Source organism: uncultured Eubacterium sp., from assembly GCF_934561735.1.
Classification (GTDB): Bacteria; Bacillota; Clostridia; order Oscillospirales; family Acutalibacteraceae; genus Eubacterium_R.
In genome coordinates, this window is sequence record NZ_CAKTGT010000001.1 from 38,296 (window position 1) to 61,999 (window position 23,704).

24 protein-coding genes and 1 tRNA gene are annotated in these 23,704 nt (G+C 42.0%); 7 read left to right on the plus strand and 18 right to left on the minus strand.

The features are described from left to right. Positions 1-669: a hypothetical protein gene (locus tag Q0E08_RS00150; protein WP_294774747.1), complete on the plus strand. Its 669-nt coding sequence runs from the start codon at positions 1-3 to the stop codon at positions 667-669. Positions 670-946: 277 nt separating this feature from the next. Here Q0E08_RS00150 and Q0E08_RS00155 read toward each other — a convergent pair whose 3' ends face one another. The 3 genes from Q0E08_RS00155 to uxaC are packed head-to-tail and all read right to left on the minus strand — an operon-like array spanning position 947 to position 4,189. Continuing rightward, a complete protein-coding gene (locus Q0E08_RS00155; protein ID WP_177663354.1) occupies positions 947-1,603 on the minus strand; it encodes a bifunctional 2-keto-4-hydroxyglutarate aldolase/2-keto-3-deoxy-6-phosphogluconate aldolase in 657 nt (218 codons plus the stop codon). A 58-nt stretch (positions 1,604-1,661) separates the two neighbouring features. Then, positions 1,662-2,762 (minus strand): sugar kinase, encoded by a 1,101-nt coding sequence (locus Q0E08_RS00160; protein WP_367118513.1) that lies wholly within the window; start codon positions 2,760-2,762, stop codon positions 1,662-1,664. Between the two features lie 26 nt (positions 2,763-2,788). After that, positions 2,789-4,189: a glucuronate isomerase gene (gene uxaC / locus Q0E08_RS00165; protein WP_294774753.1), complete on the minus strand. Its 1,401-nt coding sequence runs from the start codon at positions 4,187-4,189 to the stop codon at positions 2,789-2,791. A gap of 234 nt (positions 4,190-4,423) precedes the next feature. Here uxaC and Q0E08_RS00170 point away from each other — a divergent pair, with 234 nt between their 5' ends. Together Q0E08_RS00170 and Q0E08_RS00175 are read left to right on the plus strand one after the other, a co-directional pair. Beyond that, positions 4,424-5,071, plus strand: coding sequence for a TM2 domain-containing protein (locus Q0E08_RS00170; RefSeq protein ID WP_294774757.1), 648 nt, complete (start codon positions 4,424-4,426; stop codon positions 5,069-5,071). A gap of 127 nt (positions 5,072-5,198) precedes the next feature. After that, positions 5,199-5,275: transfer RNA gene (locus tag Q0E08_RS00175), tRNA-Pro, on the plus strand. A gap of 86 nt (positions 5,276-5,361) precedes the next feature. On the opposite strand, the gene Q0E08_RS00180 is transcribed toward Q0E08_RS00175, so the two are convergent. The 7 genes from Q0E08_RS00180 to Q0E08_RS00210 all read right to left on the minus strand — a co-directional run bounded on the left by Q0E08_RS00180 (position 5,362) and on the right by Q0E08_RS00210 (position 9,925). Next, positions 5,362-5,673, minus strand: coding sequence for a DNA-binding transcriptional regulator (locus tag Q0E08_RS00180; RefSeq protein ID WP_294774762.1), 312 nt, complete (start codon positions 5,671-5,673; stop codon positions 5,362-5,364). A 4-nt stretch (positions 5,674-5,677) separates the two neighbouring features. Continuing rightward, entirely contained in the window at positions 5,678-6,043 is a 366-nt protein-coding gene (locus Q0E08_RS00185; protein ID WP_294774765.1) for a type II toxin-antitoxin system RelE/ParE family toxin, read from the minus strand. Positions 6,044-6,213: 170 nt separating this feature from the next. Next, positions 6,214-6,891, minus strand: coding sequence for a hypothetical protein (locus Q0E08_RS00190; RefSeq protein WP_294774767.1), 678 nt, complete (start codon positions 6,889-6,891; stop codon positions 6,214-6,216). 22 nt (positions 6,892-6,913) lie between these two features. Continuing rightward, positions 6,914-7,372, minus strand: coding sequence for a hypothetical protein (locus Q0E08_RS00195; protein ID WP_294774770.1), 459 nt, complete (start codon positions 7,370-7,372; stop codon positions 6,914-6,916). 45 nt (positions 7,373-7,417) lie between these two features. Next, positions 7,418-7,846 (minus strand): hypothetical protein, encoded by a 429-nt coding sequence (locus Q0E08_RS00200; protein ID WP_294774772.1) that lies wholly within the window; start codon positions 7,844-7,846, stop codon positions 7,418-7,420. Between the two features lie 54 nt (positions 7,847-7,900). After that, entirely contained in the window at positions 7,901-8,971 is a 1,071-nt protein-coding gene (locus tag Q0E08_RS00205; protein WP_294774775.1) for a hypothetical protein, read from the minus strand. 105 nt (positions 8,972-9,076) lie between these two features. Then, positions 9,077-9,925 (minus strand): AraC family transcriptional regulator, encoded by an 849-nt coding sequence (locus tag Q0E08_RS00210; protein ID WP_294774777.1) that lies wholly within the window; start codon positions 9,923-9,925, stop codon positions 9,077-9,079. A 112-nt stretch (positions 9,926-10,037) separates the two neighbouring features. Between Q0E08_RS00210 and Q0E08_RS00215 the strand changes: the two genes are divergently transcribed. Genes Q0E08_RS00215 through Q0E08_RS00230 form a run of 4 tightly spaced genes read left to right on the plus strand, consistent with a single transcriptional unit; the run spans position 10,038 to position 14,404 of the window. Then, a complete protein-coding gene (locus Q0E08_RS00215; protein ID WP_294774780.1) occupies positions 10,038-10,748 on the plus strand; it encodes a class II aldolase/adducin family protein in 711 nt (236 codons plus the stop codon). Between the two features lie 2 nt (positions 10,749-10,750). Continuing rightward, positions 10,751-11,191 (plus strand): RbsD/FucU family protein, encoded by a 441-nt coding sequence (locus tag Q0E08_RS00220; protein ID WP_273430608.1) that lies wholly within the window; start codon positions 10,751-10,753, stop codon positions 11,189-11,191. After that, positions 11,188-12,597 carry a rhamnulokinase family protein gene (locus Q0E08_RS00225; RefSeq protein WP_294774787.1) on the plus strand — a complete coding sequence of 470 codons (1,410 nt, stop codon included), beginning with the start codon at positions 11,188-11,190 and terminating at the stop codon, positions 12,595-12,597. The genes Q0E08_RS00220 and Q0E08_RS00225 overlap by 4 nt, the downstream gene beginning before the upstream one ends. 22 nt (positions 12,598-12,619) lie before the next feature. Continuing rightward, complete coding sequence (locus Q0E08_RS00230) at positions 12,620-14,404, plus strand: L-fucose isomerase (protein WP_294774790.1); 1,785 nt, start codon at positions 12,620-12,622, stop codon at positions 14,402-14,404. A gap of 77 nt (positions 14,405-14,481) precedes the next feature. Here Q0E08_RS00230 and Q0E08_RS00235 read toward each other — a convergent pair whose 3' ends face one another. The 8 genes from Q0E08_RS00235 to Q0E08_RS00270 form a co-directional block, all read right to left on the minus strand. After that, on the minus strand, positions 14,482-15,330 hold the full coding sequence (locus Q0E08_RS00235; protein ID WP_294774793.1) for an SDR family oxidoreductase: 849 nt from the start codon (positions 15,328-15,330) through the stop codon (positions 14,482-14,484). Between the two features lie 29 nt (positions 15,331-15,359). Continuing rightward, on the minus strand, positions 15,360-16,424 hold the full coding sequence (gene uxuA, locus Q0E08_RS00240) for a mannonate dehydratase (RefSeq protein ID WP_294774796.1): 1,065 nt from the start codon (positions 16,422-16,424) through the stop codon (positions 15,360-15,362). 64 nt (positions 16,425-16,488) lie between these two features. After that, entirely contained in the window at positions 16,489-17,688 is a 1,200-nt protein-coding gene (locus Q0E08_RS00245; RefSeq protein WP_294774799.1) for a sporulation protein YqfD, read from the minus strand. Then, positions 17,681-17,935 (minus strand): YabP/YqfC family sporulation protein, encoded by a 255-nt coding sequence (locus tag Q0E08_RS00250; protein WP_294774802.1) that lies wholly within the window; start codon positions 17,933-17,935, stop codon positions 17,681-17,683. Before Q0E08_RS00250 ends, Q0E08_RS00245 begins: the two co-directional genes overlap by 8 nt. Before the next feature lie 40 nt (positions 17,936-17,975). Next, positions 17,976-18,836 (minus strand): CorA family divalent cation transporter, encoded by an 861-nt coding sequence (locus tag Q0E08_RS00255; RefSeq protein WP_294774806.1) that lies wholly within the window; start codon positions 18,834-18,836, stop codon positions 17,976-17,978. 68 nt (positions 18,837-18,904) lie between these two features. Next, the gene (locus Q0E08_RS00260; RefSeq protein WP_294774808.1) at positions 18,905-19,429 is read right to left on the minus strand and encodes a TetR/AcrR family transcriptional regulator; all 525 of its coding nucleotides are present in this window, start codon (positions 19,427-19,429) and stop codon (positions 18,905-18,907) included. 205 nt (positions 19,430-19,634) lie between these two features. Then, positions 19,635-20,873, minus strand: coding sequence for a 3D domain-containing protein (locus Q0E08_RS00265; protein ID WP_294774811.1), 1,239 nt, complete (start codon positions 20,871-20,873; stop codon positions 19,635-19,637). A gap of 547 nt (positions 20,874-21,420) precedes the next feature. Then, the gene (locus Q0E08_RS00270; protein WP_294774814.1) at positions 21,421-23,700 is read right to left on the minus strand and encodes an ATP-dependent helicase; all 2,280 of its coding nucleotides are present in this window, start codon (positions 23,698-23,700) and stop codon (positions 21,421-21,423) included. Positions 23,701-23,704: the final 4 nt, after the last annotated feature.

Sequence of the window (23,704 nt, forward strand, 5' to 3'; positions counted from 1 at the left end):
ATGGTATCAAAGCTTGAAAATCTGCTCGGCAAAAGCAAAAATAAAGGCGAAAGTTTGCAATCGGCAATTCAAAGCAAAAACAATCTGATTTCGTTTTCTTTTGACGGCAAAGAATATTATGTGGCAATCAGGGATTCCGTGCTTGTTTTTGACGAAAATATGGCACTTCTCTACAACTTTGAAATGAACGAACTTGCCACATCCGACAATGAATTTATCAAAAAAGTAAATGCAATAGTTAACGAAAATTCAAACGACCTTGTTCACCTTTATATCAACAAGGTGACGGGAGTTGAGCACATCACATTTTCAAGTTTGTTTGACGCAACCTATATTTTTTGGAAACTGAAAAGAATTATGGGCAGAGATTCCGAGGGCATAACCTCGCTTATTATTGAAAAAGACTCAAAGGTTGTCCGCACGGTAAACAACGAAAAACTTGCTTTTAAAGAAAGTATGGACGACACTTTTGCCGGAGATGTTGAGGACAGAACCGCAAGGGACGAGGAAAAAACCGACTACATTGCCACACTTTCCAGAGTTGAAGATTTGGTGGATATGGTAATCGGCAAAAATGTGAGCGAACTCGGCATACAAAAAGACGACGAAAAAGTCAAAAAAGCAATAGAACTTCTTTCAACCCTCGTTGAAGAAGACACAGAAGAATAATACATAAAAAAATAAGAGGCGAACGCAATTTCTTCGACACGCCGAAGGCTGTTGAGAAAGTTTCTGAATTTCGTTTTCTTGCGAAGGAAGATGTATATAAATACCTCGACTGAGCAAAAAACGAAAAACGCCGAAAGTGCCGCAAACTCGATGTTTGCGGCACTTTTCTTTAAATAGTATTATTGAAACAATAATATTTCGGGATAGGCAAGCCTATCCCCTACAAAATCACGCTGAAATAATTTTGGCGTGGTTCAGGAGCTTTATCGACAGTCTATTATTTGCTCATTTCTGCACGAGCTTCTTTAATTCTTTGAACAAAGAGCTTGCCTGTTTCGGTAATCTTGTCGTAATCGCCTGTTTTAGCACCTGCGATAAGTGATGAGCCTGCACCGCAAGCAACAGCACCTGCCTTAATCCATTCCTTAACATTGTCTACATCAACTCCGCCCGACGGCATCATAACAGCGTTTGGAATAGGACCGTGAATATCTTTGATGAAACGAGGACCTGCAATGTCACCCGGGAACACTTTGAGGACATCGGCACCGCATTCCATAGCGTGAACAGCCTCGGTAGGAGTGTAAATGCCCGGCATTGACGGAATACCGTATCTGTTGCAGCACTTAACGGTTTCAGGGTCAAAGTATGGCGAAACAATATATTCGGCACCTGCAAGAATTGCGATTCTTGCCGTTGCGGCATCCATAACGGTGCCTGCACCGATGATGATTTCACCCGAATTGTACTTTGCTCTCATTGCTTCAATAAGTTTGTCTGCATGAGGAACGGTGAAAGTAAGTTCAATAGCGGCAACACCGCCGGCGATACAAGCGTCGGTGATTTTTTCAGCCTGTTCAATAGATGTTGCACGAACAACGGCAACAATACCAACCTCTTGAATTTTTGCAAGAGTTTCAATTTTATTTGACATAGTTAATATCTCCTATTTTTATTTTACGGGCGGATAATATCCGCCCCTACATATATATTTATCTTTGAACACGGGCACCTGCACCGTTAACCTTAGCCTCAACCTCTTTGAGTGAAGCCATTGAAGTGTCGCCCGGAGTGGTCATTGCAAGCGCACCGTGAACAACACCGTAGTTAACAGCCTTTTGTGCGTCCTCATATGTCATCAAGCCATAGATAAGACCCGAAGCAAAGCTGTCGCCGCCGCCTACACGGTCAAGAATTTCAAGTCCCGGATACTCAAGAGAATTGTAAATTTTGCCGTCAGCCCAGCAAATAGCCTTCCAGTCGTTTACTGTGGCTGTTTTTACTGTGCGGAGTGTTGTTGCGATAACCTTGAAGTTTGGATAAGCCTTTGTAACGGTTTCAATCATCTTGTAGTAGCCGTCCATATTCAATTCCTTGAGGTCGGCGTCGTTGCCCTCAACCTCAAAGCCGAGAGAAGCGGTGAAGTCCTCCTCGTTGCCTATCATAACATCAACATATTTTGCAATTTCTTTGTTAACTTCTTGAGCCTTTACCTGACCGCCGATACCTTTCCAAAGTGACGGACGATAGTTAAGGTCGTAAGAAACAACCGTGCCGTATTCCTTTGCTTTTTTAACAGCTGTGATAACTGTTTGAGCGGCTGTTTCGGACAAAGCAGCATAAATTCCGCCTGTGTGAAGCCAACGAACACCGAGGGTGCCAAAAATATAGTCCCAATCAATATCCTCAGGTTTGAGCTGTGAAGCGGCTGTGTTGCCTCTGTCAGATGCACCGACAGCACCACGGATGCCAAAGCCTCTTTCGGTAAAGTTAATGCCGTTTCTTACGGTTCTGCCGATACCGTCATAAGGTACCCACTTGATGAGTGATGTATCCACACCGCCCTGAAGAATAAGATCTTCCATAAGATAGCCGATCTCGTTTTCCGCAAATGCGGTAACAACCGATGTTTTCATACCAAAGCATCTGCGAAGTCCACGGGCAACATTGTATTCGCCGCCGCCTTCCCAAGCTCTGAATGAGCGTGCAGTTTTTATTCTGCCTTCGCCCGGGTCAAGTCTGAGCATAATTTCGCCGAGAGAAATCTCGTCAAACATACACTCTTCTTTAGGTCTTAAATTAAGATTCATAATAATCACCTAAGCCTTTCAATGTTATGTTAAAATCCAAAATATTTTATAGCGTTATTATAAGAAATGCCGCAAACAATTTCCTTGAGTACATCCTCGTCATAAGCATACCAGCCGTCCTCAACCCATCTGCCGAGCAAACGGCACATAATTCTTCTGAAATACTCGTGTCTGCCGTATGAAGTGAATGAACGAGAATCCGTTTCCATACCAACAAATTTGCCGAGTACACCGAGGTTGCCGAGCGACTTCATCTGTGCGGTCATACCGTCCATTGTGTCAAGGAACCACCACGCAGGGCCGTACTGAATTTTGCTCTCTGCCTCTGTGCCTTGGAAGTTGCCGAGCATAGTTGCAAGCACGGTGTTGTCTTTGTCGTTAAGATTGAACAAAATCGTTTTAGGCAGCACATTGTTTACATCAAGTGCATCCAAAAATCTTGAAAGAGTGATTGCAACCTCGCAGTCGCCTACGCTGTCAAATCCTGTGTCCGCACCGATTGCCTTGAACATTCTTGTGGAGTTGTTGCGAATTGCACCGATGTGGATTTCCATAGCCCAATCAAGTTCGTGATACTTTTCGCCGAGTGCAAGAAGCACCGCCGTTCTGTATTTGTCGCCGTCTGCCTGTGACGGAACATCGCCGCTCATAGCCTGACGGAACACTTTTTCAATTTCTTCATCGCTTGCTTTGTCAAACGGAACATATTCAAACGCCTGGTCCGAAACCTTGCAACCGACTTCGTTGAAATAATCGCATCTTTTAAAAAGTGCGGCAATTACATCCTTGTATGATTTAATTTCAACGCCTGCCGCTTCGCCCAAATTCTTAATGTAATCGGCAAAACCGTCAAGGTGAATGTTAAGTGCCTTATCCGGTCTGAATGACGGAAGCACCTTGCAGTCAAAATCGTCAACTTCTTTAAGAAGCTTGTGATATTCAAGGTCGTCAATCGGGTCATCCGTTGTGCAAACAACCTTTACATTGCTGTTTGTAATAAGGCTTTGCGGACGAAAATCGCCGTTTTTGATTGCCTCGTTGGCTCTTTTGTAAATATCCCTTGCGGTTTTTGCGTTGAGCGGTGTGTCAATTCCGAAATATCTTTGAAGCTCAATATGTGCCCAGTGATAAAGCGGATTGCCGATGCAATATTGCAACGCTTCGCCAAACTTAACAAACTTTTCTTCGCCCGAAGCGTCACCCGTGCAGTACTTTTCATCAATACCGGCACTTCTCATTGCACGCCATTTGTAGTGGTCGCCCGACAGCCATAGCTGTGAAATATCGGACGGCTCTTTGTTTTCATAAATCTCTTTAGGGCTCAAGTGACAATGATAATCGCAAATAGGCATATTTTCCGCAAAATCGTGGAACAGCTTTTTTGCACACTCGGTGTCAAGCAAGAAGTCCTTACCCATAAACTCTGTCATAGCAGTTCTCCTATATTTTAATCAAAAATATTATATAACTAATCTTTTTGTAATTCAATATTAATTAATTACATTTTTATATTTTTTTATAACCATAAAATAAAAATTACGGTCGCCGCCTGCCGATGTTTACAAAAAATATAAGATTTGTTAATCAAATAAAATTGACTTTAAGCCGAAATTGTCATAATATATACCCATAGACAATAAAGTTATTTGAAAGGAGATATAACTATGAAATGTCCTAATTGCGGCAGAGATTTGCTTGAAGGTGAAATTTGCACCTGCACAACCGTTGAACAAGATGCTCAAACAACAGCACAGGCACAGCCTGAAAACGAGGTTCAGCCGGAAACAGAGGCTCCTGTTGAAGTTCAGGAAGTTGAACAGCAAAACGAACAACCGCAGCCTGAAAACACATATTATCAGCCAAGCGAGCCTGCTCCTCAGCAAGGCGAATATCAAAATATTTATCAAGAGCAAGGCTTCAATCAGCCGATGTACGGTGCTCCTCAGCAGAATTATTACGACCCTAATCAGCAAGTGCCGTATTACAATCCTGTAATGGCAAAGCCGGAGCCGTCAACCGATTATCCGGAGGATTACAAGCCGAAGAAAAAATATGTTGCCGTAATTCTTGCCGCAACTCTCGGTGCGTTCGGTATTCACAATTTTTATCTTGGAAATAACAGCAAGGCAACCGCACAGCTTCTCATTGCACTCATCGGTTCACTTTTCTTTGGGCTCGGTCTTGTAGTTGCTGAAATCTGGGCACTTGTTGAAACCGTTCAACTCCTCACCGACAAAATCGACGCAGACGCAAACAACTTCAAAATTATGACCTTTGCCGAAGAACTTGCAAAAGCACAAAGCAAAGAATAAAACAAAACACACAAACAAAAACGGCTTCTCTTCGTTTTACCGAGGAGGAGCCGAATTAAATTAATTTTCAAAAAACTATTGTTTTTTTCATTTTATGTGCTATAATACACAAGTAACAAATCAATATCGAGGTGTGGCTCAGTTTGGTAGAGCACCACGTTCGGGACGTGGGGGTCGCAAGTTCGAATCTTGTCACCTCGACCAAAAAAGTAACTGCAATGTAAAAACAGTGCAGTTACTTTATTTTTTGACAATTTGACATTTATCATTATAGTGTTAAAAGATAAAAGTTACGCAACGATGATATTGCATTTTGCAAGCATTGACGGATCGGCTTGCAAAACACTGAGAAATCTTCGTGCCGAGCCAATCGGCTTATTTGTGCCGGCTTCCCATGCTTCAACGGTTTTTTGAGATACGCCGACAACTTCGGCAAATGTTGATTGTGTCATTCCGAGAGAAAGTCTTAATTCCTTTATTTGGGCAGGTTCATAATTCGGAGCAGGGTTAACCGTACATTTTGTTACCTTTGCGGTTCCTTGACCCTTTTCGTAATCAATAGCCTCATTAAGGCCTTTAATAATGCTTTCATAAACGCTCATATAATCAACTCCTATCAACAGTTTTCTTAAGTAATTCGACTAATTGTTTAACCTCGTTTCTTTCTTCCTTGGTTAAATTATCTTTGTCGTTTTTAGTATATGCAGTAATTAAATATATTTTCTCGTAAACAGCAAAATCAACATAACAGGCTCTTGCACTTGAGCTTTTACCTCGACCGTCAAATGCAACTCGTATTTTTCTGAGTCCGCCTGTGCCTTGCATTAAATCGCCCTTGTTAGGATTTATTGTTAATTCCTCTTGCAGTGATTTAAGTTCTTTGTCTGTTAAACCTATGTTTTTCCATTGCTTATCAAATTCAGGAAGCATAATAAACTCTCGGGTCATAACATCCCTCTTTTCATCTATCATTATACCCTATTAAATAGGGTAAGTCAATCAAAAATATGAAAATAAGTAAACAAAACCTCTCATTCGCACAACGGCAATGAGAGGTTTTTGTTGTCTTTTAGCTACTCGATGCTTTGTATTATATCACCTGAAAAATCAAAAAGTCAAATGTTTTTTAACAGAATACCGAATTAATCATTTTTAACGGCTGATTGATTTAGTCTTTTATATTCAGGGTCATCTTTAATATTTCCGATAAAAACAGGTCTGCATTCAAGACGAGGATATTTTTCAATCAAATAATTATATAATTCCAAAGAAATTATGACCGTATATGAGCCAATTTCACCGTCAAGGCAGTTTATATGTTCCATTTTGTCAAACGCTTCTTTAGAAATGTATACAGGACAGCCCAAACGGTTATATGTATCAAAATAGCTGTCATCAACTTCGAACTTTTTGGTTTTGCAATGCTCGCAGTAAAATATTTGCTTTTCTGCATTATTTTCGGTTATTGAAGGCAACATATTTTTAGGTGTAACCTGATATCCTAAAATCTCATTATGCTTTCTTGAATAAATCGGTCTGAAATTGCTTTCCTCAATTCCAAATTCAAGCATATCATTTTTTAGTTTTTCGGATACCCCGCTGTCATAAGTATCTAAAAGATAATAATCCTTGTTTTTCGGAAATGAAGATTTCGGATATTCATAGTCTTTTTTCTGCTCAACTTCATTTTTGCACTTAGGACACAGATAGAAATAATCATCATAACAATCGGTGGGATATCCATATACTAATTTAACGAAGTTGAATTGATATGCGACCGCCTTACTGCAATCGCCCCACTTCTTTTCTGCATAAGTCATAATTAAACCTTAACTTTCTCCTTTAATCAAAACATTCAAATTGCGGTCTGCATTCGGGCCAAATAATCTCGTCATCATTTTTAAACAACGGTGAGAAATCAAATGATGTTACTTCGTTGAATTCCAAAGTGAAATAAGTGCTGCAGTCATCAAAGTAAACCGTATCAAAATAATCGTAGCTGTCGACTTCGTAGTCTTCATATCCGTTCTTTTTCATAAAAGACAGCAATTCGTCAAACGACATTCCGATAACTTCGGTTGACAGAAAAGTGACTTCTTTTTTGAAAACTTCGATGGAATAAAGCCGATTGCCTTCTTCAGAATCGAAAATCAATTTTAGTTTAAACAAATTATACAAGAACTCTTTGTTGTCATCAATGCCTGCAATAACCCTATCAGGTTTGCCGAGTGTTTCAATTACTTCGTTTTCCGTCATACCGAATATAATATTTGACAATCCTTTTCCGATTTCAACATTCATTTTTATGTTTTCTCCTTTCTGTGCATTGCGTAAGGATCAAGCTGTTTATTTAGGCCAAATAATTTCATCATTAATAAATAACGGTGAAAATTCAAACGATATAACTTCGTTGAATTTTACAGTAAATGAAGTGTCGCATTCGTCAAAGAAAATTGTATCAAAATCTTCAAAATCATTGATTTTGTATTTTTCATATCCGTTATCTTTCATAAATGACAAAAGTTTTTCAAGCAACATCCCAATAACTTCGGTTGACAAAAAAGTGACTTCCTTTTTAAAAACTTCGATGGAATAAAGTCGATTGCCCTCTTCAAAACCGAAAAACAGTTTTAATTTTAGAGAATTATATAAAAACTCTTTACCGTCTTCTCTGCATGTGATAATTCTATCAGGTTTGCCGAGTGTTGCAATTACTTCGTTTTCCGTCATACCGAATATAATATTTGACATCCCTTTTCCGATTTCAATATTCATATGCTTAACTTTCTCCTTTAATAAACCGTGTGGATGATTTTGCCGTTAACCGTATTAATAAAACACAAGGTTTGTGTCGTTTTCGGTGATGTTGAGGACTGTGCCGTTGTTTGAAATGTGAAGTCTGCTGAAGATGTAGTCGTTGAAATCCTGCGATGAAAAGCTGTAAAAATCGGTGTAGTCCTCGTCAATCGGAATTGAAGCGGTGAGGGTGCAGGTGTAGTATCTGTCGTTGTATTCCGAATTCTTTGCAGTCAAGCCGTATTTGCTTGCAAATTGCTCTGCACCTTTTTTGCTGTTAAACACAAAGTATATTTCGCCGTCGATAAACCACGATTTTTTGCTGTTTTTATCCTCTGTGTATTTGATTGCGTGCTGACCCTCAATGAACTCAACACTTAAAACCCTGTGGTCGTTTGCCATCTCTGCCAAATCATTGTTGACCTGCGGGATGTCGATTTTTTCAAAAAGTATAAGTTCATCCTCAACTTTTGTGTCGTTGTCGCCATCGGTGCACGAATATCTGCAATAACCGTCTTTGCCGTAAAATGTGTTGCCCACAAGATTGAATTTTTCGCCGTCATATTGGTATTCTGCAATTTTCGGAAAATCGCTGTCATACTTCTTTTGCGAAGTGATGTATATGTCATTTGCACCGTATTTTGCACTGCCGTCAAGCTTGTTGTAAGAGATTGTGTAGTCCTCGCATTCGGCATTTACACCAATTGTTTTGCCGTCTTCCAAAATATATTTAACGGTTAAGCTCTTGCCGGAATTCGACTTGATGTAATAATCAAAAGAATCCTCGCCGTATCCGATATACTTTTTGTATACAATCTCGCCGTTTCTGTCGTAATAATCGATTGTTCCTGTGGCTGATTCGTCATCTTTTTCCTCAACTTTTTTCAGCCCCTCAACCTCCATATAGTGATTCAAATCAACGGTTGATGCGTCATTCATAATCTCATCGGGCGTCATAAGTCCCTCGGTGTCGGTGTTGAAGCCCGATTGAGCGGCAGTTGGTGCTTCGGTGGTCGGTTCGTCGTTTTCAGTCGGCTTTGAGCAGGCTGAAAAGACGGTGAAAATCATTGCCGTTGCCATAAGTACGCATAATAATTTTTTCATAAAAACATCTCCTTTTTTAGGCGAACACAGTTCGCCCCTACGAAAATTGTTTGGCGGGCGGATGGTATCCGCCCCTACGATTTTAAAACAAATTAAGTAATGCCCCTACATTATTTTGTTTCGGTATTGTGACGGTGTCATATTTTTTCTGCGTTTGAACATTCGGTTGAAGTAGCTCAAATCGTTGAAACCGCACGACAACGCAATTTCCGTTATCGACAAATCGGGCAGTCTGAGTTGCTCCGCCGCACATTCAATGCGGTAATAGTTGAGGTAATCAATCGGTGATTTGCCCGTAAGTTCCTTGAACGCTCGGCAAAAATATTGCGAATTGAGGTGAGCCTCTCTTGCCAAATCGTCAAGGGTGAGCGGCTTTGAATAGTCGTTTCTGATTTTTGTCAGCACCCGTTTTATCTGCTTGTTTTTGCGGTAAACCGTGTCAAAATCGTCCGTTCGGCAGGGAGATTTTTGCTCAAGCACTTCTCCGATGAACTGCCACAAAAGTCCTGTTGTTGTAAAAGTATAAGTTGAGCCTTCCTTTTCCATATTAACAAAAAGTTCGTCAATGATTTTTCCGCATTTTGATGTGCCGTCAAATATCATTTCACCCACGCCGCCGTTGTCAAGCGACGAATTATATTTTTCAAGGCATTGCGGAGATTGAGCCAAAAACCGCTCAATATCAAAAACAACACATTCGTATATGCAGTTTTGGGGCGTTCCGCCGTGGATAAACTCACCGGGGATAAACGCACTCTGCCCTTTTTGCAAGGTATATACCGTGCCGTTGATTGTCAGATGAAGTTTGCCGTCAAGCACAAGAATAAGCTCACATTCCATATGCCAGTGAAACGGCATTTCGTATTGCGGATGTTTGATGTCTACATAATATAATTGTATGGGAAATCCAAAAGTGCCGCGCGCCTGATTTTCCTGATAGCCTAAATATCGCATAATTTCACCTAAAATGTCAATATTGTCCTACTACTTATCATTATACACCTTGTTTTAGATAAAAATCAACTATATAATAAAAATATAGTATTATTGAAAGGAATATTTAACTATGGATATTGAAACAATCAAAGAGCAAATCTGTGATGTGTGCCATAAGATGTGGCAACTCGGCTGGGTTGCTGCCAACGACGGCAATGTAAGTACATTGCTTGAGGACGGCACAATCCTTGCAACACCTACGGGTATGAGCAAGTCGTTCATCACTCCCGACAAGCTCATCAGAATCGACAGAGAGGGTAATGTGCTTGAAGCGGCAGAGGGACTTCGTCCGTCAAGCGAAATCAAAATGCACCTTCGTTGCTACGACAAAAGACCCGATGTAACAAGCGTAATCCACGCACACCCACCGGGAGCAACAGGCTTTGCAGTGGCTCACAAAGCAATGGATATGTACAATATGATTGAGGATGTAGCGGCAATCGGTGCAGTTCCTCTCACACCGTACGGCACTCCGTCAACAACGGAAGTTCCCGATGCAATCGAGCCATATCTTGAGGAGCACGATGTTATGCTTCTTGAAAACCACGGTGCTCTTGCAGTAGGCAGTGATGTAATCACAGCTTTTTACAGAATGGAAAGCCTTGAACTTTGGGCAAAAATCACAATCAATGCCGTTATTCTCGGCGGAAGCCACGACATCGACCACAAAAACATCCAAAAGCTCATCGACCTCAGAAGCTATTACAGAATCACAGGTCGTCATCCTGGCTATAAGGTATTCAATCCTGAGGACGAAATGCTCCACAAAAAGGAGGACTGATTATGCTCAAAGGTATCAATCCTATCGTTTCACCCGAACTCCTCAAGGCTCTTTGCGAGATGGGACACGGTGACGAACTTGTAATTGCAGACGGCAATTTCCCTTGCGAAAGCGTTGGCAAAAACGCAATCGTTGTTCGTGCGGACGGTCATTCAACAACCGATGTTTTGGACGCTGTTTTGTCGCTTATTCCGCTTGATACATACACCGAAAAGCCTGTTGCGCTTATGGAAGTTGTTAAGGGTGACAACACGCCGACTCCTGCAATTTGGGCAGAGTACGACAAGCTTTTAAACAAATACGAGCCTGACCATCACGATATTGAAATGACAGAGCGTTTTGCTTTTTATGAAAGAGCAAAGAACGCTTATCTCATCATCGCAACAGGCGAAACCGCAATTTACGCAAATGTTTTGCTCAAAAAAGGAGTAGTAACAGTATGAGCCGAGTATTAGCATTCGACTTTGGTGCGTCAACGGGCAGGGCAATCCTTGCCGAATACAAAAACGGCAAAATCGAGTACAACGAGGTTCACCGTTTTGACAATGTTCTCACCGAAAAAGACGGGCATCTCCGCTGGGATTTTCCGTATCTGCTCGGCGAAGTAAAAAAGGCGATAGAACTTGCCGACAATGCGGACTCTCTTGCTTTTGACACTTGGGGCGTTGACTACGGACTTGTAAACGCCGACGGCGAAATTGCCGATTTACCGATTTGCTACCGTGACGGCAGAACAACGGACGCACCGCAAAAAATATTTGAGAGCATTTTTCAAACGGATTTGTACGAAAAAACAGGCAATCAGATTATGCCGATTAACACCCTCTTTCAGCTTTTGACAGAGGAAAACGACAGCGCCGATATGTTCCTGTTTATGCCCGACCTGTTTGCTTATGCACTTTGCGGAGCAAAAACGGCGGAGCAAACAATCGCCTCAACATCCCAAATGCTTGATTTGAATAATGTTGAGTGGCAAAAGGATGTTTTTGCACTCACGGGCAAGAGCAAAAATATGCTTCCGCCTATCGTTGAAAGTGCAACAGTTGCAGGCGAATACAACGGCATAAAGGTCATCAAAGTTGCAGGCCACGACACGCAGTGTGCCGTTTGTGCAATGCCGAGCGTTGACGGCGAAGAGCCGGCGTTCCTCTCTTGCGGAACTTGGTCGCTCATCGGTTGTGAATGTGACGAGCCGATTCTCACTCAAAAGAGTATGGAAGACGAACTTTCAAACGAACTCGGTGCAAACGGCAAAATCAATTATCTAAAAAATATCAGCGGTTTGTGGCTGATTCAGGAAATCAGACGCAATTTCAGAGAAGATGGCAAAGACTATTCCTATAACGATATGGAACAGCTTGCAAGGAACGAAAAACCGTTTGAATTTTTCATTGACCCGGACGAAGACATCTTTGCTTCTCCAAAGGATATGCCTAAAAAAATCCGTGATTATTGCAAAAAGACGGGTCAGGGCGAGCCTCAATCGGACGGTGCGTTGGTTAGATGTATCTACGAGAGCCTTGCAATGAAATACCGTTTTGCAATCAAGCAGATTGAAGAAAACACGGGCAAACGCTTTGATGTGCTTCATCTCCTCGGCGGCGGCACAAAGGACAGCTTCCTTTGTCAGATGACAGCCGACAGCCTCAATTTGCCTGTTGTTGCAGGTCCGACAGAGGCGACCGCTCTCGGCAACATCATTCTTCAGCTTATCGCACTCGGCGATATTGAGGATGTCAATGCCGGCAGAGCAATCATAAAATCACAGGAAAATCTAAAAGAGTACAAGCCAATCAATCCTCAAAGTTTTGAGGAGGCTTACGAAAAATTTTTAAACGCTATAAAATAAATTTGTAAAGGAGTAAATTTTTATGAATTATCCTAAAATCGGTATCCGTCCTGTAATCGACGGCAGATGGGGCGGCGTGCGTGAAAGCCTTGAAGAGCAAACAATGGGTATGGCAACTTCTGCCGCAAAACTCATTGAAGAAAATCTTTGCTATCCTGACGGAACACCTGTTCAGTGCGTAGTATCCAACACAACTATCGGCGGCGGAGCAGAAGCTGCTGCTTGCGAGGAGCAGTTCTCAACAGAAAATGTTGTTGCAACTCTTTCCGTAACTCCTTGCTGGTGCTACGGTATGGAAACATACGACAACAATCCAAAAACAATCAAGGCTGTTTGGGGCTTCAACGGCACAGAAAGACCGGGTGCGGTTTATCTTGCCGCCGTTATGGCTGCTTATGCACAAAAGGGTATGCCTGCATTCTCAATTTACGGCCACGATGTTCAGGATATGGACGACAAATCAATCCCTGCCGATGTTGCGGAAAAGATTTTGCGTTTTGCAAAATGTGCCGTATCTGTTGGCTGGATGAAGAACAAGTCATATGTAAACCTCGGCGGTATCGCAATGGGTATCGCAGGCTCATATTGTGATGCTGATTTCTTCCAGAAGTATCTCGGCATCCGTCCTGAGTGGGTTGATATGACAGAAATCGTACGCAGAATTACACTTGAAATCTACGACCACGACGAATACGACAAGGCTATTGCTTGGGTAAAGGCCAACTGCAAGGAAGGCTTTGATGTAAACGCAGGCAAGGACTTGCCTGAAATCATCAGAAAGTCAAAAGTTGTTTCTCCTGACAAGGATTGGGAGTTCATCACAAAGATGACGCTTATCGTTCGTGACATTCTTTTCGGCAACAAAAAGCTTGACGAAATGGGCTGGCACGAGGAAGCACTCGGCAAAAACGCTGTTGCAGGCGGTTTCCAGGGACAGAGAAACTGGACAGACTGGCTTCCTAACGCAGACTTTACAGAGGCTATTATGGCTTCAACATTCGACTGGAACGGCAAGAAGATGCCTACTCCTTTCGCAACAGAAAACGACACACTCAACGGTGCTTCAATGATTCTCGGCACTCTTGTTTCGGACACGGCTCCTTGCTTCCACGATGTTCGTACATATTGGAGCCCTGACGCTTGCGAGCGTGTAACAGGTATGCGTCCTGACGGCGTTGCAAAAGACGGCTTTATCCACCTCATCAACTCGGGTGCAACTGCTCTTGACGGCTGCGGTGCTTCAAAGAACGAAAACGGCGAAGGCTGTATGAAACCGTTCTGGAAGATGACAGAGGACGACATCAAGGCTTGCATTGATGCAACAGATTGGTGCAGAGCAAACTACGAATATTTCCGTGGCGGCGGATTTTCATCACACTTCCGTTGCAAGGCAGAAATGCCTGTAACAATGCTCCGTATCAACATTGTTGACGGTATCGGTCCTGTTCTTCAACTTGCAGAAGGTTACACGGTTGACCTCCCTGACCAAATCCACAACACTATTGATCAGCGTACAGACAAGACTTGGCCTACAACTTGGTTTGCTCCGACCCTCACAGGCAAGGGTGCATTCAAGGATGTTTACAGCGTTATGGCAAATTGGGGTGCTAACCACGGCGTAACAATCTACGGTCATGTAGGCGACAAGCTCATTACGCTCGCTTCAATGCTTCGCATTCCTGTAAATATGCACAATGTTTCTGACGACAGAATTTTCCGTCCGCAATGCTGGGCAGCATTCGGCACAGACGATGTTCAGTCAGCAGATTACGAAGCTTGCAAAACATACGGTCCGCTTTATAAATAAAACATTATTGCAAAACAGAAAAAAGGTTGGGATTTCCCAACCTTTTTTGTTTTGCAAAAATCCGAATTTGACCGTTTTTAAACGCCTGAATATGCGTTGAAGCCGCCGTCAACGGGTATATTTACACCTGTGATAAATCCGCTGTATGCCTCGTCGCAAAGGAACAGAAGTGTTCCGTCAAGTTCTTCGGGCTCGCCGAAGCGGTCCATAGGAGTTGCGGCAAGAATTTTGCCTGTACGGGCGGTAGGAGTGCCGTCCTCATTCCAAAGAAGAGCGGCATTTTGCTTTGTTGAGAAGAAGCCCGGAGCGATTGCGTTTACTCTGATACCCATAGGGGCAAAGTGAACAGCCATCCACTCTGTAAAGTTCTTTACAGCAGCTTTAGCCGCAGAATATGCAGGAATACGGGTGAGAGGTCTGAACGCATTCATTGATGTTATCATAACGATGCAAGCGTGCTCTTTTTCCACCATATCTCTTGCAAAAACCTGGGTAGGAATAAGAGTGCCGAGGAAGTTGAGATTGAATACAAACGAAATTCCGTCTGCATCAAGGTCAAAGAAAGTTTTTACATTCTCGTCCTTTTGAACAAGGTCGATTTGCTCCAAAGTGTCCTTTGTTGTTGTGCCCTTTGGATTGTTGCCGCCGGCACCGTTGAGAAGAATATCGCAGGTACCGAGCTTTTCGTTAATCGTTTTTCTTGCGGCTTGCATTGACTCCTGATTGAGTACATTGCAGCCTACGGCAATGGCAACGCCGCCGTCTGCGGTGATTTCATCGGCACACTTTTGTGCTGCCTCTTCGTTTAAATCAAGAACGGCAACCTTGCAGCCCTGTTTTGCCAAAGTTTTTGCAAACTGTCCGCAAAGAACTCCGCCGCCGCCTGTTACAACCGCAACTCTGCCTTTTAAATTTTCATGTGTCATTTTATTGTCCTCTGTATTTGAATTGATGTTTATTTTCTCGACTTCTCCACAGCTTCCCAAAGACCGTTGAGATAGCATGCGCCGAGTGCTCTGTCATAAAGTCCGTAACCCGGACGGGCAACTTCGCCCCAAATCATTCTGCCGTGGTCAGGGCGGATATATCCGTCAAAGCCGACCTCCTGCAAAGCCTTTACAATCTCGTACATATCAAGCGAACCTGCATTGCTTTCGTGTGCGGTTTCGTTGAACCATTGATTGTTGATTTGAACATTGCGAAGATGAGCAAAATAAATTCTGTCGCCTGCCGCCTTGATAATTTCAACCATGTCATTGTTTGGGCTTGCACCGAGTGAGCCTGTGCAAAGAGTTAAGCCGTTGTACTTTGACGGCACCATTGCAAGCAACTTTTCAACAGCCGCCTTGTCTGTGATAATTCTCGGAAGGCCGAAAATGCTCCACGGCGGGTCATCCGGATGTATTGCCATTTTGACATCACATTCCTCGCAGGTAGGCATAATCGCTTCAAGAAAATACTTGAGGTTTGCCCACAAATCGTCCGCAGTGACATCCTTGTATTTTTCAAAAAGCTCTTTGATTTCGCCCATACGCTCGGTTTCCCAACCCGGCATTGCATAGCCGTTTGAGTTGTCGTCAATCTCTTTAAACATATCCTCGGGTGACTTGCCCTCTACCTGCTTGCCGTCATAGCAAAGGCAGGTTGAGCCGTCAGGCAAAGGCATATAAAGGTCTGTTCTCGTCCAGTCAAAAACAGGCATAAAGTTGTAGCAAATTACCTTTACGCCAACCTTTGAAAGATTGCGAATAGACTCTTTGTAATTTTCGATATACTTATCTCTTGTCGGCAGACCGATTTTAATATCCTCGTGCACATTTACACTTTCTATGCACTCCATAGTAAGCCCGGCAGCGGTGATTTCATCATACATTGCCTGAACCCTGTCCATGGTCCACGCTTCACCGGCAGGCAAATCGTGAAGTGCAGGCACAACGCCGACTACATTTGGTATTTGCTTGATTTGTTCAAGAGAAACAGTATCCTTCTCTTTACCAAACCAGCGAAATGTCATTTGCATACGCTAATCCTCCGTTGTTTTAATTCCCTTTAATTTTAGCACAACACAAAAGCATATTCAACCGCTAATTGGCGGTTTTTTTACTTTGTTTCGGCTTTTTTGAAATTAAGCGTACTTCTTCTCCTATATTCTCCAAAACATCAACTCTGCCGCTTGCAACCGCCGAATTTGAATTCAAAGCGACCTTTATATCCTTTGAAACAACATTATTTTTGCCGTAATTTGCACTAAGCTTTTGTTCAATCAAACTGTCTGTAAGCTTTAACAACTCATTATCCGACAGCGTAACGGTGTAAATATTGCAAGCCTTGACATAGGTTTTGACCGTACCTATCGGAATAGGCTTTTTATTAATCGTTAAATAAATATTATGCCGTTCGATTTCCGTATTTTCTTTGGGAATTTTGCCGATATAAAGCGGAAGATACAAACCGAAAAAAGATATTGCCCTGTACTCCTTTTCGGCGGTGTATTCTTTTCGGCATTGCTCACGGCTGACAGTTAAGGTGAACTTTTCGTTTACCCTTGCAATAAAATCTCCGCTTGCATGGGCAAAAAAGTTTTCTTTTTTCTTTTCGGGGGTATAAACACCCGACACAAGAACCGTGCCCTTTGTAACGCTGTCGCCGACAAAAGCCTGCTGCCATCCGTCACGCACCATAGCAGACACAATAACGCCGTCTTTTGTTGCCGTAAGGTTTGTATATGTTTTGCTTTCAATATCGGGCTTTGGCGTTGCCTCCTGAATTTCCACACGGGCAGTTGTGCCCACACGATTGATGTGCACCCACGCAATTTCATCAAAAGACGCAAGCATCAAATCCTCAATTTTCTGCTTTTCCTTAACATTCCAATGAGTGCCGATACGAAAATCCTGCTTATCCAAAAACGCTTCTATTCTGCTGTCCTCAATAGTTTTGTTGCCGACACATTCAATATTCCACACAAAGCCCGACAAAAAGCAAAAAAGTGCAACAAACAGCACGCAACCTACTGCCAAACCCGGGCGGACAAGAATTTTTGAAAAACAAAACGGCAAACCGCACTTTTTAGATATTTTGATTTTTCCGCCGTGACGGTGAGCGATTTTGTACAAATATTTATATGCCGCAACAGGGCAACGGGCAACAAGCACATCTTTGTACCTAATGTCATAAATATTAAGATGCAAGCGATAACATTCGTCCAAAAAATCGCTTGCAAAGCCGCCCGAAAAAGAGAACTCAACATAACCCGTAAGCCAATTAACGACTTGATTAATCACTGCAATACTCCACGGATAAAATATCACCCTCGATTACCGCACCCTCGGGCGAAAACTCGTTTATGCAAAGATTTGAGCCGACAATCTCAAGGCAGTATTTGCCGAGATTGATTTTTATTTTGTCACGGCTGTACTCGCATATGCCCTTTAAGCCGTCAACAACGCACTGTGACGAGCCGACAAGATGAATATGCGGACATTCGCAATAGCCTACAACAGTGCCGTTAAATTTCTCTTTTTTCTTCATAAAATCACCGTAAAATTTTATGCCGAGAGAACACCGAATATCACCTTTTGAATTTGAGCCACAAAATCATACCGACCGTTACGGCAACCGAAATAACACCTGCAACCGCCACACCGTAAGGTGAGGACACAAGAGGCATATTTTTAAAATTCATACCGAACCAGCCGGTAATAAATCCGAGCGGTGCAAATATAACCGTAACTACGGTGAACAGCTTCATAGTGTTGTTGAGCTTTAAATCTATTGCGGATTGATAAGCATCACGCAAATGTACAATGCTGTCTATAATCGTCCTGACATCATCACGAAGCCTTGTGATTTTATTAGACAAATTATCAAAATATTTCATCTCATCATCGTCAAAAAGGTCAAAATCGTTATCTTTGAGTTCCTCAATTATATTTTGCACCTTAGAATAGTAATTGCTTTTTGAAATACATTTTTGTTTTTCGCAATACAAAACACGGTTTAGGTTTTCACTCTGTCTGTCATCAAGAATTTGCTTTTCGAGGACCGCAAGCGTTTTTTGAAATTCGGCGTGAATACCCGCCTCCTCGGTAAGCAATTCATCAATAAAGGTATAAATAATTTTTGCTCTGCCGGCATCCGTGCTGTCAAGTTTTGAGAGAACATTGTGAAAAATCGGAAGTTTTTCCTTTGGATTGTCGCACACAATAATAACAAAACCGTGGCGAATATATATTTTGATTTTGTCAAGGCACACGCAAACACATTCGCCGTATTTGTAATAACCCAAAGTTTCCACTCGGTTTTTAGGCAAATCAAAAGCATTGCATACATTGTCAAATTCATACGAGCTTATATAACCGAGTACAAAATCGCAAATTTTCGCTTCGTCAAGCGAGATGTTTTTTATTTCATCATAAAAAGCGTAAAACATAAAAACCACCCGTTTTATTTTTCCGATAAAACAGGTGATTATTTATTTTAAAATATATTTGCGTTTAATCAGTACTTTCTGATCATATCCGAAAGGGCTGCAAAAATAATATCCTTATTATTTTTTACATCCGCATTGAGCACCACGCCCGTAACAGCATAAACAGAGAGAGAAACTCTTGCAAAATCAACCGTACCGGGCTGAATATTGTTGTTGACGCAAATTGTTTCGATAGCGGTTTTTTGCAATCTTTCGGTTATAGGACCGGCAAGTCTGCTGTGCTTAAACTTTTCGATAATATCTTGATTTGTTGTAATTTGATTAATAATATCGTTTACAACCGTACTCGGATTGATGTGTGCTTGCTGACAATTAACCGTTGCTGCAAAATTTGCCACAGACAACACCAAATTTTCCAAAATAGCTTTTACACATTCATCAATGCTTTTGTAATGAAGATAAAATGTACTTTTGTTAATTCCTGCATCCTCGCATACTTTTACAACACGAACCTCATTTAAATCTTTATCTTTTGTTTGTTCCAAAACAGATACTAAAATTGCTCGTCTGGTTCTCACAATTCTTTTATCCATCTGACTCTTTCCTCCTTGTGAAAACATTTATTCCTTTTTTGCTATGTTATCACACTTTTTGCCGTATTTCAACAAAAAAATCAATTAATTAACATCCAAAAAACAAAAAACCCCGTATGCCGACAGCATACAGGATTTTTAAATACAAGCGGTACTCAACCGTCTTTTGTTTATTTAATTTTTTAAGTGCTTTTTTGTGGTCAGATTACCAACCGAGGCGAACAATCTCTATTGTGCATGAACCGACGCCGAGCTTGTAGCACTCGCTGTGACCTTCCGGAGTGAATATATCGATTCTGCCCTTTCGTGACAAGCCGCTTCCGCCACGGTCTGCTACCGTGTAAAGTGTACCGTCCACGCTGATAACCGTACCGAGCGGCAACCAGTTGCAAGCAACATAATACGGATTTTCCATTCCGTTGGAAATCTTTTTGCCCGATGAGGTTACGCCTCTTGAATTGCCGTTGCATACGGCACAGGCACAATAATGGCTGTATCTGCCTTCAATTACCTGACCTACTTTGTAGCCCTTTGCACTCTTGACGCCGTTGGACTTAACAGCTTCTTTGGCTGCCTGTTCCTTTGTCTTTGTGCCTACGGCAACTTCTTTGTCCGTAACAAATTTTGTATCTTCTCTTGATACTTCGGTTTTTTCCTTTTTCTTGCCGTTAACATATTTAACTGAATATGTTACCTTGGCTTCACCGTTTTCACCGTCTTTGAGAACCTTTGTTTTGCCCTCTTCAATGGTGTTGTCTTTAATTTTTATTGTTTTATATTCAACCGTTTCGGTTGCTGTTTCTGTTTTGTACTCAACTCTTTTAACCTTTACAACAAGGTCTTTTTCAAGCTTTGTATCGAGTGACGGCTCGGTGTAATCATCCTTGCCGAGTTTTACGCCTGCTGTTTTGATAAGGTCTGCAACAGTACCGTCTGTCAAGGCATACTTTGTTTCGTTGCCGTCTGCTTCAAGCGTTACATACTGAGCCTCATTAATCTTAATTACCATACCGTCGGTAATTTCGGTATTAAGGCTGTAATTGAGTTGGTCATTGCTTTTAATGCTTAATCCGATTTGTGAAAAAGCGTCGCCGATTGTGTGCGAATAAACTTGATACGCTGTAATGTTGCCGTCAAATTCAACATAAATAGTGCTCAATCTGTTTACTACAATACTACCGCCTTCCGATTCTTTAAAATCGGTAATGTCCAGCTTATCGCCGGCAGATAATGTAATACCTGCGGATTTGAGAATCTCGATAGGTTCCGTCTCAGTTGTAGTAACGGCAATGCTTCTTGAACCGTCTGTAATGTCAACACTGTATTCGTCCGAAGTTTGTGCAAATGCTGTGCCGGCAAACGTTGTAATAAGAAGTACAAGCGCAATTACTATTGTCAGGATTGTTCTTAAAGAACGATTACCTGCAAATGATTGGTTAGTCATCTTAAATCTCCTTTTATCTTAACAAGTGAATTGGCAGTTGTGCCGAATATTTCCGCACCGCCTAATATCAGTTTGTCACGAACGTTGCCTATTATAGCAGTTTTTCACAATGAGTCAAGTTTGAACTATATAATTTTTTGTGCAACATCAACAAATAGTTACAGCCGTAATATTATTGTAACCTTTAAAATGTCCATATATTGTGGTTTTGAACTTTTACGCTTTACCATACTAAATTGAATATTTGGGAAAGGTGACGAACTTTTTACAAAACCTTACGATTTTGTAACATTTTTGCGTTTCCAAAATTTGGCAACTTCTATATATGGTATAGTTTTTGAATTTTTAAGGTTTTTATGTCCATATATAGAATTGCGCAAAACATCCGCTTGATAACTTTTTCACAAACTTTTCGCTTTTTTCGCCTTGTTTTTTAACCGACTTTTTGCCCTATATATTATAATATATAAATTATATACATTAATAAGAAAAACCCGTTCGACACAATTCGTCAAACGGGAATTATATATCATTCTTCAAAAATCAATTATAATTTTTGCAATTTTGCATAATTTGCCATAAGTTTTTTGGTGCCTGCCTTATCAAACGCAATTTCCATAAGAATATCATTGCCCATAGGCTTTGCAGAAATAACAACGCCTGTGCCGAATGAAGCGTGACGAACCGTATCGCCCACCGCATAAGAAACACCGCTTGCCTGCGGCTTTGCACCGCCTACCTGACCGAATGCGTGAGCTGCCGTAGAACTGCGTTTTGCGTCACCGATAGGAGTTGACCTGCTGTACTTGTGCGGCTTTGCCGGTGAGCCGAAATGGTCGCCGTAACCGCCGGCGGAAGTGCCGAAGGTCGATTGCATTCTTACCGTCTTATCCTCGCAAATATCGGTCGGGATTTCTCCCACGAAGCGAGAAAGCATATTTCTGTTTGTTGTACCGTAAAGCATACGCTGACGGGCAGATACAAGATAAAGCTTCTCTCTCGCACGGGTAATGCCGACATAAGCAAGGCGGCGTTCTTCCTCCAAATCCTCATCGCTGTACATACTTTGGTTGCCCGGGAAGATACCTTCCTCCATACCCGGAATGAAAACAACAGGAAATTCAAGTCCCTTTGCCGAGTGCAAAGTCATAAGCACAACGCTGTCCTCATCCTCATTGTACGAATCAATGTCCGACACAAGGGCAACATCCTCAAGGAAGGTTTGGAGAGTGAAGTTTTCGTCCTCCTCCTGATACTTGACAAACATTGACGAAAGTTCCTGAACATTTGCTTTTCTGTCGTCTGACTTTGTAGGGTCATCCTCCTCAAGATATGCAAAATACTCGGTCTGCTCCAAAATTTCCTGAAGCAAATCGTTAACGCTCATTCCGTCCTCTAAATCCTCACGGAAGCCGTTAATCATATTGCAAAACGCCTTGAGCTTGTTTGCACTTCTCTGTGTCTTTGCAAACTCGTCCGCCTGCTCGCACACCTCAAAAGCCGTCATTTTGTTTGCGGCAGCAATTTCCAAAATATAATTGAACATAGTATCGCCTATGCCACGCTTTGGTGTGTTGATAATACGCTGAAGTCGAACATTGTCCGCTGTGTTGTTGATGAGTGCAAAATACGACACAATATCCTTGATTTCCTTGCGGTCAAAGAAACGGTTGCCACCGATAATTCGATAAGAAATACCTGATTTTGCCATCATAATTTCTATGTTTCGGCTCTGTGCATTCATACGGTAAAGCACCGCATGGTCCTTGTAGCTCATTCCGTTTTTAACATTTTCGTTGATTTGGTCGATGATAAACTGTGCCTCGTCAAGCTCGTTATTTGCGGTATAAAGCACAATTTTGTCGCCGTCTTTGCCTGCATATGAGCGAAGTCGCTTGTCGGCAAGCCTTGTTTTGTTGTTGGCAATAACAGCATTTGCGGCGTCAAGAATATTTTGCTTTGAGCGATAATTTTCGGCAAGTTGAAGCTGAATTACCTTTACGCCCTCGTCCTCATATCTTTCCTTAAAACGCATAATATTTTCGATTGTAGCACCTCTGAAGCGGTAAATGCTTTGGTCATCGTCACCTACAACGCAAATATTGTGATATTTGCCGGCAAGAAGATAAGTAAGCACATACTGTGCATAAGAAGTGTCCTGATACTCGTCAACAATTATGTACTTGAATTGGTGCTGATAAGTTTCCAAAACATCGGGATTTTCCTTGAGAAGTCGAACCGTGTTGAAAATCATATCGTCAAAATCCATTGCGTCCGAACGCAAAAGTTCCTGCTGATAATCACGGTAACATTCGGCAATCTTTGATTTTCTGAAATCGTTTTGATTGGTGTGCTTGTATTCTCTCGGGTCGATAAGACTGTCCTTTGCACGGCTTATCTCCGTCAAAATCGCACGGTGATTTAGGAACTTGTCATCAATGCCGAGATTTTTTTGCACACGCTTCATAACACGCTTTTGGTCGTCGGTGTCGTAAATTGTAAAGTGCTGGGTATAACCGAGCCTGTCACCGAAGCGGCGAAGCATACGGCTGCACATACTGTGAAAAGTTTGTGCCCAAATGTCGTTTGCCTCAGGTCCGATAGTGTTTTCAAGTCTTTCTTTGAGTTCGCCTGCCGCCTTGTTGGTAAAGGTGATTGCAAGCACCTGCCACGGACGGGCATAGCCGTCTTTGATTATATGTTCAATTCGCTTTACAACAGTTGCTGTTTTGCCCGTACCGGCACCTGCAACAACAAGCACAGGTCCGTCAACAGTGTCGATAACCTGCTGTTGCTCACGATTTGGCTTTACTGCGTCTTTGTTCATAATA